The organism is Leptospira fluminis (assembly GCF_004771275.1).
GTDB classification, from domain to species: domain Bacteria; phylum Spirochaetota; class Leptospiria; order Leptospirales; family Leptospiraceae; genus Leptospira_B; species Leptospira_B fluminis.
The window spans coordinates 199,653-216,677 of the sequence record NZ_RQEV01000003.1 but is presented as its reverse complement, the minus strand read 5'-3'; the positions used below and the strand labels follow the sequence as shown (position 1 = coordinate 216,677).

Annotated in this window: 14 protein-coding genes; 6 read left to right on the top strand and 8 right to left on the bottom strand. The window is 47.8% G+C overall.

Annotation, left to right across the window (positions count from 1 at the left end; all coding sequences use genetic code 11):
- Nucleotides 1-179: 179 nt before the first annotated feature.
- Nucleotides 180-608, top strand: coding sequence for a MarR family winged helix-turn-helix transcriptional regulator (locus tag EHO61_RS02955; RefSeq protein ID WP_281276624.1), 429 nt, complete (start codon nt 180-182; stop codon nt 606-608).
- Nucleotides 609-686: 78 nt separating this feature from the next.
- Nucleotides 687-1,787, top strand: a complete 1,101-nt coding sequence (locus tag EHO61_RS02950; RefSeq protein WP_135812139.1) for an alkene reductase — start codon at nt 687-689, stop codon at nt 1,785-1,787.
- A gap of 30 nt (nt 1,788-1,817) precedes the next feature.
- Here the strand turns inward: EHO61_RS02950 and EHO61_RS02945 are convergent, their stop codons facing one another.
- The 3 genes from EHO61_RS02945 to EHO61_RS02935 all read right to left on the bottom strand — a co-directional run bounded on the left by EHO61_RS02945 (nt 1,818) and on the right by EHO61_RS02935 (nt 4,996).
- Entirely contained in the window at nt 1,818-2,885 is a 1,068-nt protein-coding gene (locus tag EHO61_RS02945) for an SH3 domain-containing protein (RefSeq protein ID WP_135812138.1), read from the bottom strand.
- 187 nt (nt 2,886-3,072) lie between these two features.
- Entirely contained in the window at nt 3,073-3,594 is a 522-nt protein-coding gene (locus EHO61_RS02940) for an LIC10415 family protein (RefSeq protein ID WP_135812137.1), read from the bottom strand.
- A 244-nt stretch (nt 3,595-3,838) separates the two neighbouring features.
- Entirely contained in the window at nt 3,839-4,996 is a 1,158-nt protein-coding gene (locus EHO61_RS02935) for an LptF/LptG family permease (protein WP_135812136.1), read from the bottom strand.
- A gap of 156 nt (nt 4,997-5,152) precedes the next feature.
- Here EHO61_RS02935 and EHO61_RS02930 point away from each other — a divergent pair, with 156 nt between their 5' ends.
- Both EHO61_RS02930 and EHO61_RS02925 read left to right on the top strand, forming a co-directional pair.
- Entirely contained in the window at nt 5,153-5,626 is a 474-nt protein-coding gene (locus tag EHO61_RS02930; RefSeq protein WP_135812135.1) for a HEAT repeat domain-containing protein, read from the top strand.
- A 13-nt stretch (nt 5,627-5,639) separates the two neighbouring features.
- Complete coding sequence (locus EHO61_RS02925) at nt 5,640-6,395, top strand: HesA/MoeB/ThiF family protein (protein WP_135812134.1); 756 nt, start codon at nt 5,640-5,642, stop codon at nt 6,393-6,395.
- A gap of 11 nt (nt 6,396-6,406) precedes the next feature.
- On the opposite strand, the gene EHO61_RS02920 is transcribed toward EHO61_RS02925, so the two are convergent.
- The 3 genes from EHO61_RS02920 to EHO61_RS02910 all read right to left on the bottom strand — a co-directional run bounded on the left by EHO61_RS02920 (nt 6,407) and on the right by EHO61_RS02910 (nt 10,915).
- Nucleotides 6,407-7,792 (bottom strand): LA_0442/LA_0875 N-terminal domain-containing protein, encoded by a 1,386-nt coding sequence (locus EHO61_RS02920; protein WP_246031982.1) that lies wholly within the window; start codon nt 7,790-7,792, stop codon nt 6,407-6,409.
- 167 nt (nt 7,793-7,959) lie between these two features.
- On the bottom strand, nt 7,960-9,024 hold the full coding sequence (lpxK, locus tag EHO61_RS02915) for a tetraacyldisaccharide 4'-kinase (protein WP_135812133.1): 1,065 nt from the start codon (nt 9,022-9,024) through the stop codon (nt 7,960-7,962).
- A gap of 7 nt (nt 9,025-9,031) precedes the next feature.
- Nucleotides 9,032-10,915 carry an ABC transporter ATP-binding protein gene (locus EHO61_RS02910; protein ID WP_135812132.1) on the bottom strand — a complete coding sequence of 628 codons (1,884 nt, stop codon included), beginning with the start codon at nt 10,913-10,915 and terminating at the stop codon, nt 9,032-9,034.
- Between the two features lie 9 nt (nt 10,916-10,924).
- On the opposite strand from EHO61_RS02910, the gene EHO61_RS02905 reads away from it, so the two are divergent.
- Nucleotides 10,925-12,391 (top strand): ABC transporter substrate-binding protein, encoded by a 1,467-nt coding sequence (locus EHO61_RS02905; RefSeq protein WP_135812131.1) that lies wholly within the window; start codon nt 10,925-10,927, stop codon nt 12,389-12,391.
- Here the strand turns inward: EHO61_RS02905 and EHO61_RS02900 are convergent.
- On the bottom strand, nt 12,369-14,738 hold the full coding sequence (locus EHO61_RS02900; RefSeq protein WP_135812130.1) for a transglycosylase domain-containing protein: 2,370 nt from the start codon (nt 14,736-14,738) through the stop codon (nt 12,369-12,371). The two genes, EHO61_RS02905 and EHO61_RS02900, sit on opposite strands and share 23 nt — an antisense overlap.
- A 121-nt stretch (nt 14,739-14,859) precedes the next feature.
- On the opposite strand from EHO61_RS02900, the gene EHO61_RS02895 reads away from it, so the two are divergent.
- Nucleotides 14,860-15,687 (top strand): class I SAM-dependent methyltransferase, encoded by an 828-nt coding sequence (locus tag EHO61_RS02895; RefSeq protein ID WP_135812129.1) that lies wholly within the window; start codon nt 14,860-14,862, stop codon nt 15,685-15,687.
- Nucleotides 15,688-15,697: 10 nt separating this feature from the next.
- On the opposite strand, the gene EHO61_RS02890 is transcribed toward EHO61_RS02895, so the two are convergent.
- Entirely contained in the window at nt 15,698-16,954 is a 1,257-nt protein-coding gene (locus EHO61_RS02890) for an FAD-dependent oxidoreductase (protein ID WP_135812128.1), read from the bottom strand.
- Between the last annotated feature and the right edge of the window lie 71 nt (nt 16,955-17,025).

The following is a 17,025-nucleotide window of genomic DNA, read 5'->3' as shown; positions in this document are numbered from 1 at the left end:
TCTCCTAGGAAAAAAACGGGTTTCTTTCGTTCCGACTCTGTTTTTACCCTGTGCTGTCCCCTTAGGGATTATAAATCTTACTTGAAAAAAATCTTAGCATCTAAGAGTTTTATTGTCTAAAGTATATGTCCGATCCAGCAAGTAAAAAAAAGTCCCGGAAGGAAATTTTAAATTTGGTCATGACGGCGATCCGCGAAATGAGCGCGCTCTCCGTTATTATTAGTCAGATTGTAGCGGAAAAAGTTGGTATGAATCCTTCCGATATGGAATGCGGCGATTTTTTGCAGCTCTATGGGCCGATGACTGCGGGGAGACTGGCGGAATTGAGCGGATTGACCTCGGGTGCCGTTACGGGAGTGATCGATCGGTTGGAAAAAGCCAAAGTGGCACGGCGAGAGCCGGATCCGAGTGACCGGCGAAAAGTTCTCGTAGTCCCGTGTACGGAAAGGGCAGAGGAATTCGGATCCTATTACGCGTCCTTGGCCAAGGCCGCCGGAGAGGCGTTGGAGAGATATAACACGGAGGAATTGGGGACATTTTTGGCAATTAGCCGAGATATGATTGCCGTTACCCAGCAGGAAGTCCAAAAATTGAAGGAAATAAAATAGCCCTGGCCTGTCGGAGTTTTTCGAGTTTTTTTGAAAAAAGTAGTTCAATGTTAAAGTTATTGGGTCTAACCAATAATTATGAGCACACATCCACTGTTTACACCGTACCTCTTAAGCAGGATCGAATTGAAAAATAGGGTCGTCATGAGCCCGATGACCCGGTCCCGCGCGATCGGAAACGTACCGAACGATCTAATGGCCGAATACTATGCGCAAAGAGCAGGAGCCGGATTGATTGTCACCGAAGGAACTTCTCCCTCCCCAAATGGTTTAGGATATTCCCGGATTCCGGGGATTTTTTCCGAAGAGCAAACCCAGGGTTGGGGAAAAGTCGCTGACGCCGTTCATCACAAAGGGGGCAGAATCTTTGTCCAGATCATGCACACCGGTAGAGTAGGTCATCCGATCAATCTACCGGCGGGCGCGGAGGTAATCGCTCCTTCCGCCGTAGGACTGAGCGGGAACATTTGGACGGATTCGGAAGGCAACCAGAAATATCCGGTTCCAAGAGAGATGAATTCCGAGGACATCCAAAAGACGATCCGAGAATTCGTTCACAGTGCCGAGAATGCGATTCGCGCCGGCTTGGATGGAGTGGAATTGCACGGGGCAAACGGTTATCTTATCGACCAATTTCTGAATCCCGCCGCCAACCAAAGAACGGACCAGTACGGCGGAAGTCCTGCAAATCGGAATCGTTTCGCGATCGAAGTGGCGGCCGCCGTTTCCAAAGCGATCGGGCCGGAACGGGTAGGGATCCGAATTTCTCCGTACGGAGTCTTTAACGATCTGGGAAGTTTCGAAGGACTGGAAGAACAATATGAGGAATTGGCCAAAGAGTTGGGGAAATTGAAATTGGCCTACGTTCATATCGTGGATCACTCTTCCATGGGAGCTCCGAAGCCGAACGCATCCACCGTCCAAAAGATCCGGACGGCGTACAAATCCGGTAATCCAGCAGGAGCGTATATTTTATCCGGCGGGTACGATGTGACTCGGGCGGATGCGGACTTGGAAGCGCACGCCGGAGATTTGATCGGATTCGGAAGACACTTTATCGCGAATCCCGACCTAGTCGATCGATTGAAAAACGGTCTGCCTCTAACTTCTCCGGACGAAGGTACGTTCTATACACCTGGAGAAAAAGGATACACCGACTACGCGTACGCGGCTCGCTAGGAAAATATTTCGGGGGCGCCTGCAAATCTTCTAGCAGGCGTCTCCTCCTCCTCGTAAAAGTAAGCGTAATGTTCCGTTCCGCAATTCGTACAAACTTCGAATAGAGGAATCGTAACCTATGTCGGTAAAGATCAGAATGGGAGCAGGATCATCCTCGCGGTATACGGATCCGATCAAGTGGAAAGAACCTCCGTAGACTCCGATTTCCGGTGAAAGGGTATCCGATTTTTCGAATGCGATCAAAGCACGATCCGTTCCGGATTTTCTAGCGAGTAGATAGAAATACCTTCTTTCCGCATTTCCTTCCGAGAATGCGATCCTACCTGAAATGAAGGTTTCTTTTTTCGGAGTCTTGAACTCGTACACTTCCTGGAGCTTGGATCTCAACCATTCGGTTTCTTTAAATCCTCTCGCCTTCCAAGTAGTCTCCGCCAAGGATTTGAAAAGTTCGTACTCGGACTCGGAGGGAGCCAATTCCCTTAAGGTAAGGGAATGTAATCCGAGTTCGGGAGAATGCACTAGATAAGAAAATTTAGAATCCAATTCGGCGCTCGGTTTTACTTTCAACGCGGGAAATTCCTGGCAGCCGTACGTACCGGAGGAAACTGCGGAAAACATCGGCCCCTTGTTTCCTTGCAACAAGGTGACCGAAGGAAGTCCTTTTTCCACACCGCTTCTGAATTTGTAATCGAATTCGAATTCGTCCTTGGCTTCCTGCCATCCGTTTTTACCGAAAAACGCGAGAGGAACCATAACGGGGAGTTCCTTAGGATCGTACCCCGACCATACTAAACCGATCAATTTATAAGCGTCCAAGGTTTCCGGCGGTGTCGATCCGAGATATCGTCTGGACACGAAACCGTTCCGTCCGTCTTCCAATTTGATTTTTACCCAGTCTCCTCCGTCATCCTTTGCCAAACGTACTCTGGCACCTTTGTTTAACGTAAAAAGAACTTTGCCGGTATCGGGGGTTTCTCGAACGTTTAGGACTCCGGAAGTGATCAGGACATAACGGATTCCGTCGGTTCCTTGGCTCCATAGAGGGGGAAAGATACAGATGAAAAAAAACAAACCGAGCCGCTGGAAAACCGACTTCATACGATACAAAGAATCGATTTCGGAAGCATCGACCGCAAATCTTTTTCTGAAAAGAAGTCAGTCTTTGCGGAGAAAAGGGAAAATAATAGGATTCGTTAGGCGACGAAACGTTCTTCCCTCTTTAGGGAAAAGAAATTCTGCCCGGCTAGGCCGGGCGTAATCGATCGGTTCGGCTGGCCGCCGATCCCTATTGGATCAGTCGTTCGATCGTTTTTTCGGAAAGTTGTCTCATCGGAACATCTTTCGCGGAAAGTTCCTCGATCGATTTCCGGAAATTTTCGGGGCTTTTCAGCATGCCCACAGAAAGCACGTTCTCGGATTCCACCTCGAACTTGCGGATCATATCCGTAAGCTCGTCCTTGTTTGTCTGGACTTTATCCTTCAACTCTTTCAGATCGAGCTCGGGGTTTTCCGAGAGCTCTCTAAAAAGAGGGGTTTCTCCGAACAGAATGTGAATCAAATCCTCTTTCGGAGTGGTTCCTTCGTTTAGGATTCCGAGTTTCATCTGTTCCTTTGAAAGTTCTTGCTGGAGTCCGGTCAAGGTCTCCTGAACTTTCAAATAACGGGAAGTCAGGTTACTGGAAAACTCGGTCTTATCCGTGGTATTTTGGGCATCCGAGGGCGGTTCGGTCTTTCCGGAAACGGCGGATCTCTTGTCTCGGAGAAGTTTTTCGGCCGAAGAGACCAGTTTCGTCAGTTGAACGTCCATGTTCTTTACCCTCCTTTAGGTTCCGCCGGAATGCAAGCGAGGGAGAGGGGAATTATCTTTGAATTCTTCTCTCCTGCAGGCTTTTATGTCTCATCAATCCGGTTTCCCCACAGGTTTATCTGTACTCAGTATCGGTAAAACCTTTTCCCACCAATGAATTTTTTTTCCAAGTTCCGACTTTTTAGAAAAAAAATTCCGAAAAAGAAAGATTTCCGATCGGGGAGGGAAAGGAATCGTTTGCGAGTTAAATCCTCATTCTTCTATAGATTCCGTACAGCACGCCCAAAAAAATCGCGGGAGTGATCCATACCGCAAACCAAGCGGGAATGACTCCGTTTTCCCCTACGGAAGTAAACGCCGAACTCATCACGAAATAGACCAGGATGACGACCAGTGTCACTCCTAGGGAGGCCACTCCCGCCACTCTTTTGGTAAAGAATCCGGCCACGCAACCGACCAGCGTTACGATTACCGCGAGAAAAGGACCTGCGAATAGGGAATGTTCCTCTATGTTCACGTCTCCGAATCCGATTCCCTTCTTGAGACGATTGTCTTTTTCTTCGGCCAGTTCGAAGATATTCATCTCTTTCACGGAGCCCTTAGGAACTTTGAAATACTCGGGCTTCTCCGGTAGGTAATATTCCTTTTCCGGGAATTTTTGGAAGGACGAGACTTTTAGGTCGTCGTCGAATCTTGTTTCTTCCACTTCCGTCAGTTTCCAGATATCCCCCTTGGAGTCGTACTTGGCTTTCAGAGAAGAAAGCACGTATTCCGGAGTTTGGTCGTGGGTGAGTTTGACATAGTTGAATCCACCCTTGATTTCGTCCTTCACCGGATCGTAAAAATAAATATAGTAGAACCCTTCCTTTCCTTTGAAATGGAACTGGTAAACCATATTGGTCATGGTTCCCGTCCCTTCCGTGATCATTTTCTGTTCCTCTTTGGCCAACTTATTCATGGGTCTGACCAGAAATTGGGTTCCGAGAAAGACCACGAACCAGAGTAAAAAGCCGAAAGCGACGATCGGAGCTACGATTCTATGAAAGGAAATCCCCGCGGACATCATGGCCACGATTTCCTTATTCGCGGAAAATTGCCCGATGGTAAAGGAGACGGCAAAAAGCACGGACATGTTGATGGAATAGCTAGCGATGATTTCCGGAAGGCTGTACAGAAGATAGAGCCAGATATGGAATTTTGGAGCCTTGGTTCCGGAAAAATCCTTTAGATTGGTGTTGATCATATTCAAAAAGATCAACGCGGTGATCATGATACAAGTGCCCGCAAAGGTCTTAAAAAATTCGGAAAATACGTATTTGTCCAGAATACGCGGAGGAAAGAATTCTTCCTTCCATTTGGATAGAAATTCTTTCGGTCGAATTTTCGGAATTCCGAGTTCCATGCTTTGGTTCCATCTTTCGGTAAGGGAGAGATTCCTTCGACCCTTTTGCGAAATTCCTAAAGAGGGAAAAGGGGCGGGAAGAGAGAGCGGCGCGGATTAATTTCGGTTGACGAACGACCGGAGCGCAGAAAGATTTTCGGGAGCCAGGAGGAATCCATGAAAATCCGTGTTCTTGCCCTTACCGCCGTTTTTAGTTTCGCTTTTGCATCCTCTCTTTTTGCCGAAAAATCGACCGAAGAACATATCAAAACCTTATCTACGGGATCCGATCAGGAAAAAATCGAATCCGCCCTGTATCTGGGAAGTAAAAAGGAAAAATCCGCGGTTTCCGAACTGATCAATCTTCTAAATCGTACCAACGACGCTAAAGTGGCCGTTCCTGCCGCCATCGCTCTGGGAGAAATTGCGGAACCGGGTGATAGCACGATCGCCTTGAAAAACAAGATCATTAGTTCCGAAAACGGCGACATCGTTTATACCGCTCTGGCCGGCTTGCTGAATATCACTGCAAAAAACGAAAAGGCCGAAGACGCCACGAAAGAGGCTTTGGAATTTGCGGACAAGAACCGTAGATCGGACGAATTCGTAGCGGACATACTGAACGTTATCAATAAGAAGTTAAAGAAATAAGAATTCTTTCCGAGTGTTGAGCCCGGAAGAACTTAGCCGCTATTCCCGCAATATCCTGCTCGACGAGGTCCGCCGGGCGGGACAAGAAAAACTTAAGTCTTCCAAAATTTGCATCATAGGTGCCGGCGGTTTAGGATCTCCGGCGTTGTTTTATTTGTCCGCAGCCGGGGTCGGAAATATTACCATCATCGATTCCGACGAAGTCGATACGACCAATCTTCAAAGACAGATCTTGTTCCGTCATTCGGACATAGGGGCAAAAAAAGCGGAGATTGCCTCCCGCAATTCCCGCGAATTGAATCCTTTCGTTCAAATCACTAGCCATGCCGTTCGCCTCTCGTCCGGAAATGCGGACTCCTTACTCCAAGACTTCGATCTGGTCTTGGAAGGATCCGACAACTTCGGGACCAAATTTTTGGTGAACGATTCCTGCGTTCGGTCGAAGATTCCTTTCCTTACTGCGGGAGTCTTACGGTTCGAAGGAATGGTCATGGGCGTAAGGCCGGGAGTGGACGCGTGTTTTCGCTGCGTATACGAATCCGAACCTCCTCCCGAATCTGTTCCTTCCTGTTCCGAAGCCGGAGTGATCGGAAGCGTCGCGGGATTGATAGGATGCGTCCAAGCTACGGAAGCGATAAAATTTCTATTAGAATTTCCGAATGGTCCGGATTCCGGATTATTCGGAAATATGATCCAAGTGGAAACCAAGAGTATGGATTTTAGAAAGATCCGTCTGGAACGCCGCTCGGACTGTCCGTGTTGCAGCTGAAAGATTGCGGATCATTTTTTAAAGTCGAAGGCGGTTCCTACTCCAAGGAAAATAGCGGACGTGGATGTGGCGCCGGCATAGGATTGGGCTATGGAATTGATGACGATTTGCTGAAGGAGCAATTGGTCCGGCGGATCTGGATTCGCCGTTCCGATTTCCGCTCGAGTGCTCTGCAAAGTGTATTGGATTTTTGTGGATTGGAATCCGACCCAGAACCGGAGTCCGTACTTCCATTGGTAGATCAGTTTTGCCGATAGAAAGGAACCTTTTGCGTTCCAGTGGTTCAGAATCCTAGTAGTCTCGTTTCCTCCCGGATTTCCGCCGATGCCCATGGCATACGTGTCCAAATTCGCCTGAGAATCTCCTTTTAGAGAATACGATTGCACTTCGAACCTGGCTTCTAACTTTTCGTTGATCTTCATATCAAAAGCCGCTCCGAAGGACGGCCCGTGCAAATAATCTGCGACCGCTCTGTCTTCTTTGCGAACGACGCTGAAACCTCCGGGAACGGCGGGAGACAAGTCCAGAAGAAAGGAGTTATCCGCTTTCTGCCAGATGCGCTGGTATCCTAAAATGGGACGGACATCGTATTTCGGGTGGGGGTATACGCTGAAAGAAACCTGAGCATACAACTGTTTGTAGGTTTCCGGAAAGGAGCTAATGGCTAAGGAAGGTTGGTTCGCTACGAGAGCTCCGCTAGTATTCATGGTCCCCGGTACCACCATGGATGCATTGTTCCGGAAGTTCGAGCCTCCCGCTTCTAACACGAGTCGATTCCAGGAATAACGAGCAGAAACGGTGAGAGGAAGTTTTGCCTTGGTTTGCGGGCTCGAAAAAAATTGGCCTCCACTATTGCTACCCTTGGTCAAGTTGACGAAGTTAAGAAATTTCTCGTAATAATCCTCGGTTTGGTACTGAAAGGATCCCATACCGGTTCCGGCGTAGAGCTCCAAGGAGTTTCGTTTGGCCTCGTCGATTTCCTTTTGCCGTTTGGCCTGTCTCGCTTTCTTTTCCTCGGATAGAGCGTCCTTCTTTGTCTGTTCCGCCAGAAGCTTTGCGGCTTTCTCCTCCTCCAATTTTTTGGCGGCTTCCAATTCTTCCGGAGTCGGTTCCGTCTTTTTCAGTTCCTTTTCCTGTTTCGGTGGAGGGGCGTCCTTAAAACTGATTCTCAAAATGGAAGTCTTCAGGAGTTCCAATACTTTCCCGTCGGGCAATTTCAGTTGTATGGATGTGGCGGTCTGGTCGACGACTTCGCCCTTTAAAACTCTTCCGTCACGAAGAAATACGGATTGCAATTGTTGTGCGGATAAAAACGAAACTGGTAAAAGAAGAAACACCAGCATCGCCGCTTTCAGTACAAGAGGCTTCATATGGATGTCGCAATCAGTATAGATCATGATTTCTAATTTTTACAATCGTTTTCCGGGGTTATCCGCATCAAGATTTCCCTTTCTCTATGGATCAATTTTGGAAAAATCTTTCCATAATTGGAAAAAATAAGTTGAGCGATGTGGAATAAGAATGTAGCGATCGCTACGATCCGAAGGCCGCAATTTCCCGTATTTTAAGGAATATTACGTTTTACGAATTCATCGATTCTGTCCAAGAGAACGGATTCGTTTTGAAGGGAGGTTTTTATTTCTAGATACGCCCAGCGGTGGTCGGAGGATCCCTCGAGAAGAGGGGATAATTTGACCCAGTCTTTTTCCGTGCATACTATAAATTCTTTTCCTTCCGCCGCATGCGAGAGTTCTTGCAGATCCGACCGGGTGTAGGAATGATGATCCGGAAAACGTAGGAGGGTACATTGCGCACCCGCCTCCTTTAGGGAAAGATAGAAAGGCTCCGGATTTCCGATCCCGGAAAAGGCGAGAATCTTTTTTCCGTTTAATGCTTCTACCGGAATTTTGACGGTTTCTAGATGGGTTCCGGTCAGACAAATATCCGTCGGTACAAAACGGAATTCTAATACCGTTTTCGGCCGGAAACTTTTTTTCCATTTTTCCAATTCCTTCCCGAAACGATCCTCGTATTTCGACGCGATGAGAAAATCCGCTCTGCTTACGGAGGTGTAGGGTTCTCTCAGTCTTCCGGCTGGAATTTGAAATCTATCTTTTCCGATTCTGGTGCAATCCAATAGGACGATTTCCAGGTTTCGACTTAAAGAGTGGTGTTGAAAACCGTCGTCCAAAATCGCGAATACGATTTGCGTCTCTGAGATTCGCGAATCGCGACGGAATCTGGAATAGGATTCATACCGATCCTTACCGACGTAAACTTCGGCGAAGGGAAGGTTTTTTTTCAATAGTAAGGGTTCGTCTCCTACTTCTTTTGCCGGCGAATCGATTCGTACTCTGGCCGTTCCTTCGGGGACGGAGCCGCCGTAACCCCGACTCAGGATTACGATCGGGATCTTCGGAAATTTTCCGTGCAGTAATTCGGCGAGGTGAAGCGTAAAAGGAGTCTTGCCTGTTCCGCCTACGCTGAAATTTCCGACGCTAATGACGAACGCGTGAGGAAGTTTTCTCGGGGCCTTTCTTGCCTTATCGCATAAAAACAGAATCCGATAAAGAAGACTTAAAAGATAAAGCAGCGGAAAGAAAAGGATCCTGACGAAACGTAGGAGCATAGGACTCTTAAGCGGGGGATTCCGCGAATTGCATCTCGTATAATTTTTTGTATTTTCCGTCCAACTGCATCAATTGGGAATGACTGCCTTCCTCCACGATGCGTCCCCCTTCCATCGCGAAAATCTTGTCCGCGACCTGGATCGTAGAAAGTCTGTGAGCGATAATGATCACGGTTCTGTTCTTATAGAGAGGTTCCAGAGCTTGTTGGACCAATCTTTCCGATTCTGTGTCCAACGCGGAAGTCGCTTCGTCTAGAATCAGTATTTCCGGGTCGTGCAATAAGGATCTTGCGATGGAAATTCTCTGTCTCTGTCCGCCGGAGAGCATCACTCCTCGTTCTCCCACGACCGTATCGAATCCGTCCTCGAAGGAAAGAATGAACTCCGTCGCGAATGCCAGATCAGCCGCTTCTCTCAATCGATCTTCCGAAACGTTTTCGTTTCCGTAGCAGATATTGTCCCGAATCGTTCCGTTGAATAGAAAAACCTGCTGATTGACGATGGATACTTTTTTTCTTAACGAAGCAAGATCCAAATTCCTGAGATCGATGCCGTCCCAGGTGATGATTCCTTCCGTCGGATCTATCAATCTCGGAACTAAGTCCACTACCGTGGATTTACCCGCGCCGGAAGCTCCGACTAAGGCCACCGTGGATCCTTTTGCAATAGTCAAATTCAAATTTTCTAATGCTGGTCCTTTGGTTCCCGGATACGAATAACTTACGTTTTCGAAACGGAATTCTTCCGCAAGGCGCTTCGGTACGATAGGATTCTTGGGTTGTTTGATATCCGTATCGCTGTCCAACAATTCGAATACTCTTTCTCCCGCGGCTACGGCGCTTTGGATGGAGTTGGAAAGCATTCCCATCTGCTTGAACGGCCTAGTCAAAAAAACCAGAGTAAGAAAGAAAACCATGAATTTTCCGAGAGAGAAGTCTTCGGCATCCATTAAGTAGGCTCCGAAACTCAAGAAAATGACGGCGACAAGGGAACTGGAAAGTTCCACCAGGGAAGGACCGATTTGGTGGTAGAAATGTCCCTTAAAGGTTTTGTCGGAAAGATCCTTGTTGATTTCCCAAAAACGGGCCGCTTCCGCTTTTTCCATGGAGAAAGCGCGTATGACGCGGATTCCGGAAATGACTTCCTGTAAATGTCCGTTCAGGGAGGAAAGTCTTTCCTGTTGGTTTCTGGTCGCGCGTCTGATCCGATCCGCGAACGCCGAAACGGGGCCCATCACCAACGGAACGACTACGATTACCGCTAAAAACATCTTCCAGCTCAGGAAGAGCAAAAAGGAAAGGTGGGTTACGATATAAAAGAAATCCGTAATGGCGTCTTTCAGGTCCGAGCTGATCAGCTTCGCGAGAACTTCCACATCGTTTATGATCCGGCTCATGAAAATTCCGGTTTTTTCCTGAACAAACTGGTTAAGAGGCAGTTCTTGGGCCTTGGAATAGAGCTGCGCTCTTAGATCCCGAACGGCCAAATATCCGGCGGAGTTGATACAATAGACGGCTCCGGCCAAAAACAATAGCTTCGCAAGATAAACCGGAAAAACGATCCAGCAGAAGAGCAAAACCAAGCGATCTTTCGGCAAAGAGGCGAGGAAACGGTTGGTATCCGTCTTCTTTTCCGCCAAATAGACCTCTATTTTGTCCAAACCTGCGAGCGTTTCCCCGCCGGTTTTTCGTTCCAATAGGGCGCGATCTTTCTTGGTGAGGGAAATTTCGAATTCCGCTTTTCCTCCTTTGCCGATCGCGTCGAAGATCGGAATGATGCTGGTCAGGGAGGCTCCGTTGAGAATCGAAACGAGGAAAGAGAGGACGATGCCGGTCAGTAGTCTGTATTTGTACTTGAAGGAATACCCCAAGAGGCGTCTATAGACGTTCATAGGTCCGGAATGTTTTTCCCTCCTCAACCCTTTTCCCTAGCTTTCCTTGTTTTGTCCCTCCTTTTTTACGGCTGTGGAAAGCAAGAGCGTACTCCGGATGAGCTGATCTTTTCCCTGTCTTCCGATCCGATTTCTTTGGATCCGATCCAATCCACGGATTTATCTTCCAGAATCGCTCTGAAATACCTTTATCCGAATCTTTTCCTCTTGGACGACAACGGAAGGATCTTGCCTGCGCTGGCAAAAAGTTTCCGGGTGATCGGAAACTCCGGAGACCGGAATCGGATTTTGGAGATCCGATTGGAGGTTCGAAAAGACTCCCAAGGAAATCCGATCGACGCCGGGGTCGTCCTTTCTTCGTTGGATCGTCTTCGAAATTCCTCCGGCCCGAAGCGTAGCTCGTACTCCTTTTTGAAAGGAGGGACCGCTCCGGATCCGATGACGATTCGACTTGTATTCGAAGGAGGTTTGCGGGAGGCCCTGGAAAAATTATCCCTTCCCCAAGCATCCATCTATTGTGGCCCTCCCGAAAAAGGATGCGGTTCTTACGCGCTAGTCGAATGGAAACGGAATAATTTTATCCGTCTCCGTGCGAACGAAAATCAGAGCGGGGCAGTGTCTCCGTTTCTTTTGTTCCGGATCCTTCCCCAGGCTACCACGGGTATTTTTCTCTATGCAAAAGGACAACTCGATCAGATGAGGCTGCCGAATTTCCTATTGCGGAATAAAAACGTAAAGGAAGAGTCCGTGCTTGTTAGAAAGGGAGGAGGAGTCCAATATGTGGCGATCAACGCAAAGCAGCCCTGCTTCGATAAGAATTTTAGAAAAGCGTTAAATTATGCGGTGGACAAACGGAAAATTCTGAACGTCTTGCTGGAAGGCAAAGCGGAAGTGGCGGTCGGGCCCTTCCCTCAAAGTGTTGCGGAAGGTTTTGCGGAAAAAGGGATCGTCGAACCCTATCCGTACGACCCGAATCTAGCGACGGAATTTTTGAAGAAGTCCTCTTGTTATCCGGAGATTTTATCCAAGGAGTTGGACTTCCGGATGCGCGGCGACGAGGAAAATCAGGCAAACGGAGCGGCTATCGTACGTTATCTGAGGGATTTGGGATTGAAGGTGAGGATTCACCCGATGGAAAAGGTCTCCTTGTACAAGGAAAACGGGGAAGGAAGAGGTGATCTTACTTTGCTTTTTTGGTATGCGGATTTTCCCGGGGCTTGGAATTTCGTGGACCCTTTATTTGCAGGAGACCGATTCGGAAACGCCGGAAACCGGTCTTTTTACAAAAGCGAAGCGATGGAATCCCTATTGCGTCGGTCTAGAACCACGGATTCTTTGGACGGCCGCGGACTGGAGAAGGAATCCCTCGGTATTTTAAGTGAGGACGCACCGTGGATCTTTCTTTGGTCTCCTTACGAATTGCATCTGGTTGCGGAACGCTTAAAATCCGGATCTATTCTTCCTCATTCATTTTAGGAAGTTCCAATTCCACGGAATCCTCCTCCGACAATGCTTCGCCGGTGGACTCGGACTTGGCTCCCTCTTTTAACGGAGCTACAACGGAGGATGCCGGTTGGTCTCCTATATGAAAATATTGGCCGTAAAGGGGATGCTGGCAACCGGATTCTCCGGAAAGCAATCCGCCCGTGTCGCCGCAAATATCCACCTTCACATAATCGCCGTTAAACGGAGGGATCAGACTATCTCCGAATCCGATCGTCCTTGCAACGTAAGAAACGTACTTGAACCAGACCGAACCGCTGATCCCTGAGCCGGATCCCGGAAAAGGAGCTCCTGCGTCGTTGCCGATCCAAACCGCTGTGACTAGATTCGGATTCACTCCCGCAAACCATGCGTCCCTCACACCTTTTCGATTTCCCCATCTTTTTCTGGCTTCTTTCGGGGATTGGACCGTCCCGGTCTTTCCTCCCATCGGAAATCGATCTTCTCCTTTTAAACCGACCTTCATCGTGCCTTCCTCGGAGACCACCGCCTCCAGGAGATTCAGCACCATGGCGCAGGCGACAGGATCCAAAATCTGTTCAACGTCTCCCGGCTGGGTCGGCGGTAGGGAAAAAAGTTCGGATCCTTCAAAATCGGCAATCCTGAGAATCTCGATCGGTTTCACTTTCTTACCTAGATTTGCTATGGTTGCGTAAATCGTGGCGAGTTCCTTGGGTGAAAGTTCTCCGGAACCTAACGCAAGAGAAAGATTCGGCTGGAATCTTTCGTTCAGTTCCGCTCGATCCAAATCCAGAATTTTTCCCAATGCATCAAGGAAGGTTCCGACTCCGACTTCGTTTAACAGTTTGACGGCGACCGTATTTACGGATTGGGCAAACGCGATCCTGGCCTGCATGTCACCTCTGTATCCTTTGTACCAATTCTTGGGGGAATAACCTCTGATCTTGATTTCTTCGTCGGTGACGATCGAGATCGGAGTGATGATTCTTTTTTCGAACGCTAGAAGATATACCAAGGCTTTGATGACAGATCCGGGTTGTCTAACTGCTGAAACCGCGCGGTTGAATCTGAATATATTGGAGATTTTATAACTTCCTACCAACGCTTCCACATGACCGTTGGAAGGATTGATTGAAATCAGACTTCCGTTCATGTTTTCGATGATTTTTTTCTGAATTGCGACTTCCTCGTTTTTCCCCGATTTCAAATACGCCGCTTTTTCCTCAGAAAGTTTTTTTCTAACCCCTTCGATTCCTTCTCTTAGGGCCCTTTCCGCGGATTCTTGTTTGTCGAAGTCCAGAGTGGTATAGACGTTCATTCCCCTGGTTTCTAAATCGATTTCGGAGAAATTCTCTATTACGAATTGCCGGATCTGAAAATTGAAGTCGGGAGCCAAATTCACGTTAAAGTCCTTATCGAAGCCGTACTTGCCGATTTCGGATGTGACGGATATTTTGTCCTCCTCGTCCTTATTTTCCTCCACCTTATATAAGGTTCTGAACTTGCGGACATTGGAGTCTATCTTCCGTTCGAATTCCTTTTCGATGGAATTAGGTTTAGGATGGAGTTGCTTGTTTTCCGCCATCAGAAAGAGGACCATTCTCTGCCGCTTTAAGGCGACTTTCGGATTTCTCACCGCATTGTAATTGGAAGGAGCCGGGATGGTTCCGACGAGGAGCGCAGCCTCGGCAGGGGTTAACTCGAAGGCGGGTTTGTTGAAATAATACCGGGACGCTTCCTCGACTCCCGTGTTTCCTTCCCCCAAGAAAATCCGATTCAAGTACATCGCCAATATGGTGTTCTTATCGAAGCGACTCTCTAAATAAAAAGTACAATAAAATTCGGTCAGTTTGTTGAAAATATTTCTCGCGCCGAGATCGAGCGTAAGTTTGGCCAACTGCTGGGTGATCGTCGAGCCCCCCTGTTTACGAAACGTGGTCAAATTTACGATCGCGGCTCGGGCTAAGGAGGCGTAATTGACTCCGCCGTGTCTGTAAAAATCCTGGTCTTCGGAGCTCAACAAAGCCCATATTATGTTTCCATGATTTATCAGATTATCCGTCCGGATCGGCCGGAATTTCCTACGGGAAAATTCTCCGATCAGTTTTCCGTTCTTATCAAGAATCCGGATCGGTTTACTTCTGTCGGGATCGTAAGAGTTCGAGATTTCCTTTTGAAACGTTTCTAGGTTGCGTATCACTTCGTCCTGTTTGGTTAGCCAGACCACGTAAGAACCGCCGACCAAAAACGCGGATACGACCAATCCCGCTACGAAACAATATTTTAGGACGAACTTCCAATTTTTCTTTAGATATCCGAGTACGGAAGATAGGATTTCGAAAATGCGGTCTTTATTCATAACGAACCTGTGTCGGTAGTTTCCGCTTGAACGCGAAGACTGGAAAGCGCTTTTTTGAGCGAAAGGAAAGGGGTTTAAAAAAGGTTGTAGGAACTCTTCTCCGGAGTAGGATTTTGTCCGAATGGATCCTTTCGGCTGGAGAAAGAGAAAAGAAGCGCCCGACACTCTCGCTCATCTCTATCTGAACATAGGAAGCGCATCTTCTTGGGCGAATTTCGGATACTGGAAGAATACGAAAGAGTATCCGACTGCGGCGAGAAATTTGGCTCTCTTATTAGGGGAAGCCGCGACTCTTTCCGCCGATGATCGGGTTTTGGATTTGGGCTGCGGATGCGGAGACCAACTCTCGGTTTGGAGTGAAACTTTCGGAATACCTTCGAATCGGATCGTTGCGATCAACTCTTCTCAGGAACAGGTTTCCTATGCGGAAAAGAAGTGGAGAGGTCTACTTCCGTCCTTAGATCTAAGATTCGCGGACGCGGATAGTCTTACGGAATTTCCGGACGATTCTTACGACAAAATCCTTTGTTTGGACAGCGCATATTTTTTTCGGGATCGAAGGAAGTTCATTAAAGAAACGTTTCGGATTCTGAAACCGGGCGGGAAGTTTTGCTCCGCAGAATTGGTGTTTGCCGCCGTGAAGTTGTCTTGGAAGGAAAGACTCGAGCGGAATATCCTTTCGTTCCTCGCAGGAATTCCCTCATCGAATCGATTTTCCTACGAGGAACTCGCCGGACTCCACGCAGCGGAGGGATTCGAACAGACTTCCTTCGAAATCTTGGACGAATACGTTTTTGACGGATTCGCGGAATTCCTACAAAAAGTTCTGCCGAGCATGGAAGGAGTTCCTTCTGGATTGGCTCTTCGATACCTCCGTTTCGGAGAATTCTTAGCTAGCGAAAAAAGAAGAAAATTCTTCCGTTATGTGCTATATACTCTCCAAAAGTAGGCTGGAGTTTTTATTTCAACCCGGATGCAGCTACCCAGTTCTTGACGTCTAAGGCGGTAGAGACCCCCGCTTCCAGTAAGGGAATTCCGTATCTTGCATACGAACCGCAGACCCATACTTTTCTGTCCGGTCCTTGTTGGAGTTCCTTTAATCGCCGAATGATCTCTTTGGAAGAAAGGTCTATCACCGGTCTTTCGAATTTGGAGCGGCTGAGCACGAATTTCGGATCCGGCTCCGTGAGCGGGTTCCAAGTTTGGAATACCGGTTTCTCCCCCATATCTGGAAGAACCTTGTTCAATAAAATGGTAGCCGTAGCGCTCTTTCCGTCTTCGGACAAAGCGAAACACATAGGCGCCCAGTGTTTTTTTTGCTTCGGCATGAATTGCGGATCGGAATGGACCACCACTTCGGACGTCTCGTAACGAAAGGAGGAAAGCAGTTTGCGTTCTTCGGAATATTCTTCCGGAAGCATGGGAGCCGCCCTGTCGGCCGGAGCGGCTACGACTACGCGATCGTAGCTCTCTTCACCATTTCGGAATTTGACATACACTTTATTTTTATTTAAAGCGATTTTCGTCGGTTCGGAATTAAGCAGTACTCTTGCGGCTCGGGAAGCCAGTCGTTCCGTAATATCTCTCGTACCTTTTTTTGCGGTCAGAAATCTCAGGAATTTGAGTCCCTTGGAATGGTAACGGATTACCGCTTCCGCCGGATAGTTTTTCGCGCTCTCCGAGGTACATGTGTTGATCGTGGAGAACATAGGAATCAGATACCTATCTTCAAATTCCTCGGAATATCCGAACCGGCGCAAAAAGGAGGAAATCGTCAATTGCTCATCGGACAATCGATCCAATTGGGATTCGGATTCCTCGTAAAATCGCATCGCGTCGGATAATATTTTTCGCGAGATGGAATTCGAAAAACAAGCGAAGTACGGGATCGGAAAGAAATTTCCTCCAAGAGCCATGGTGGAAAAACCGAAATAAGTGGTTCCGTCCTTGTAGTTTAAGGAAAAGGAATAATCCACGGGCCTGACCTCGATTTCCGCCTCTTCGAACAGTTCCAATAGACAAGGATAATAATTCTTTTTGAATGCTCGAAAAGGTACGTCGACTCTAAGAGATCTTCCGTTCCAATCCAAATCCGTTCCATGAGCGTCCATTCCTACCAGAGGATGTCTTTCTATCAGCGTAACTTCGTGCTCTTTTCCTAAATACCAACAGGCGCTTAAACCGGCGATTCCGCTTCCGATCACTGCTATTTTCATTCGTCGCTTAATATCTGCGCAAAATCGGGAAATTCAAGGTAAAACCGAAAAAAAGGGAAGAAAGACTACAA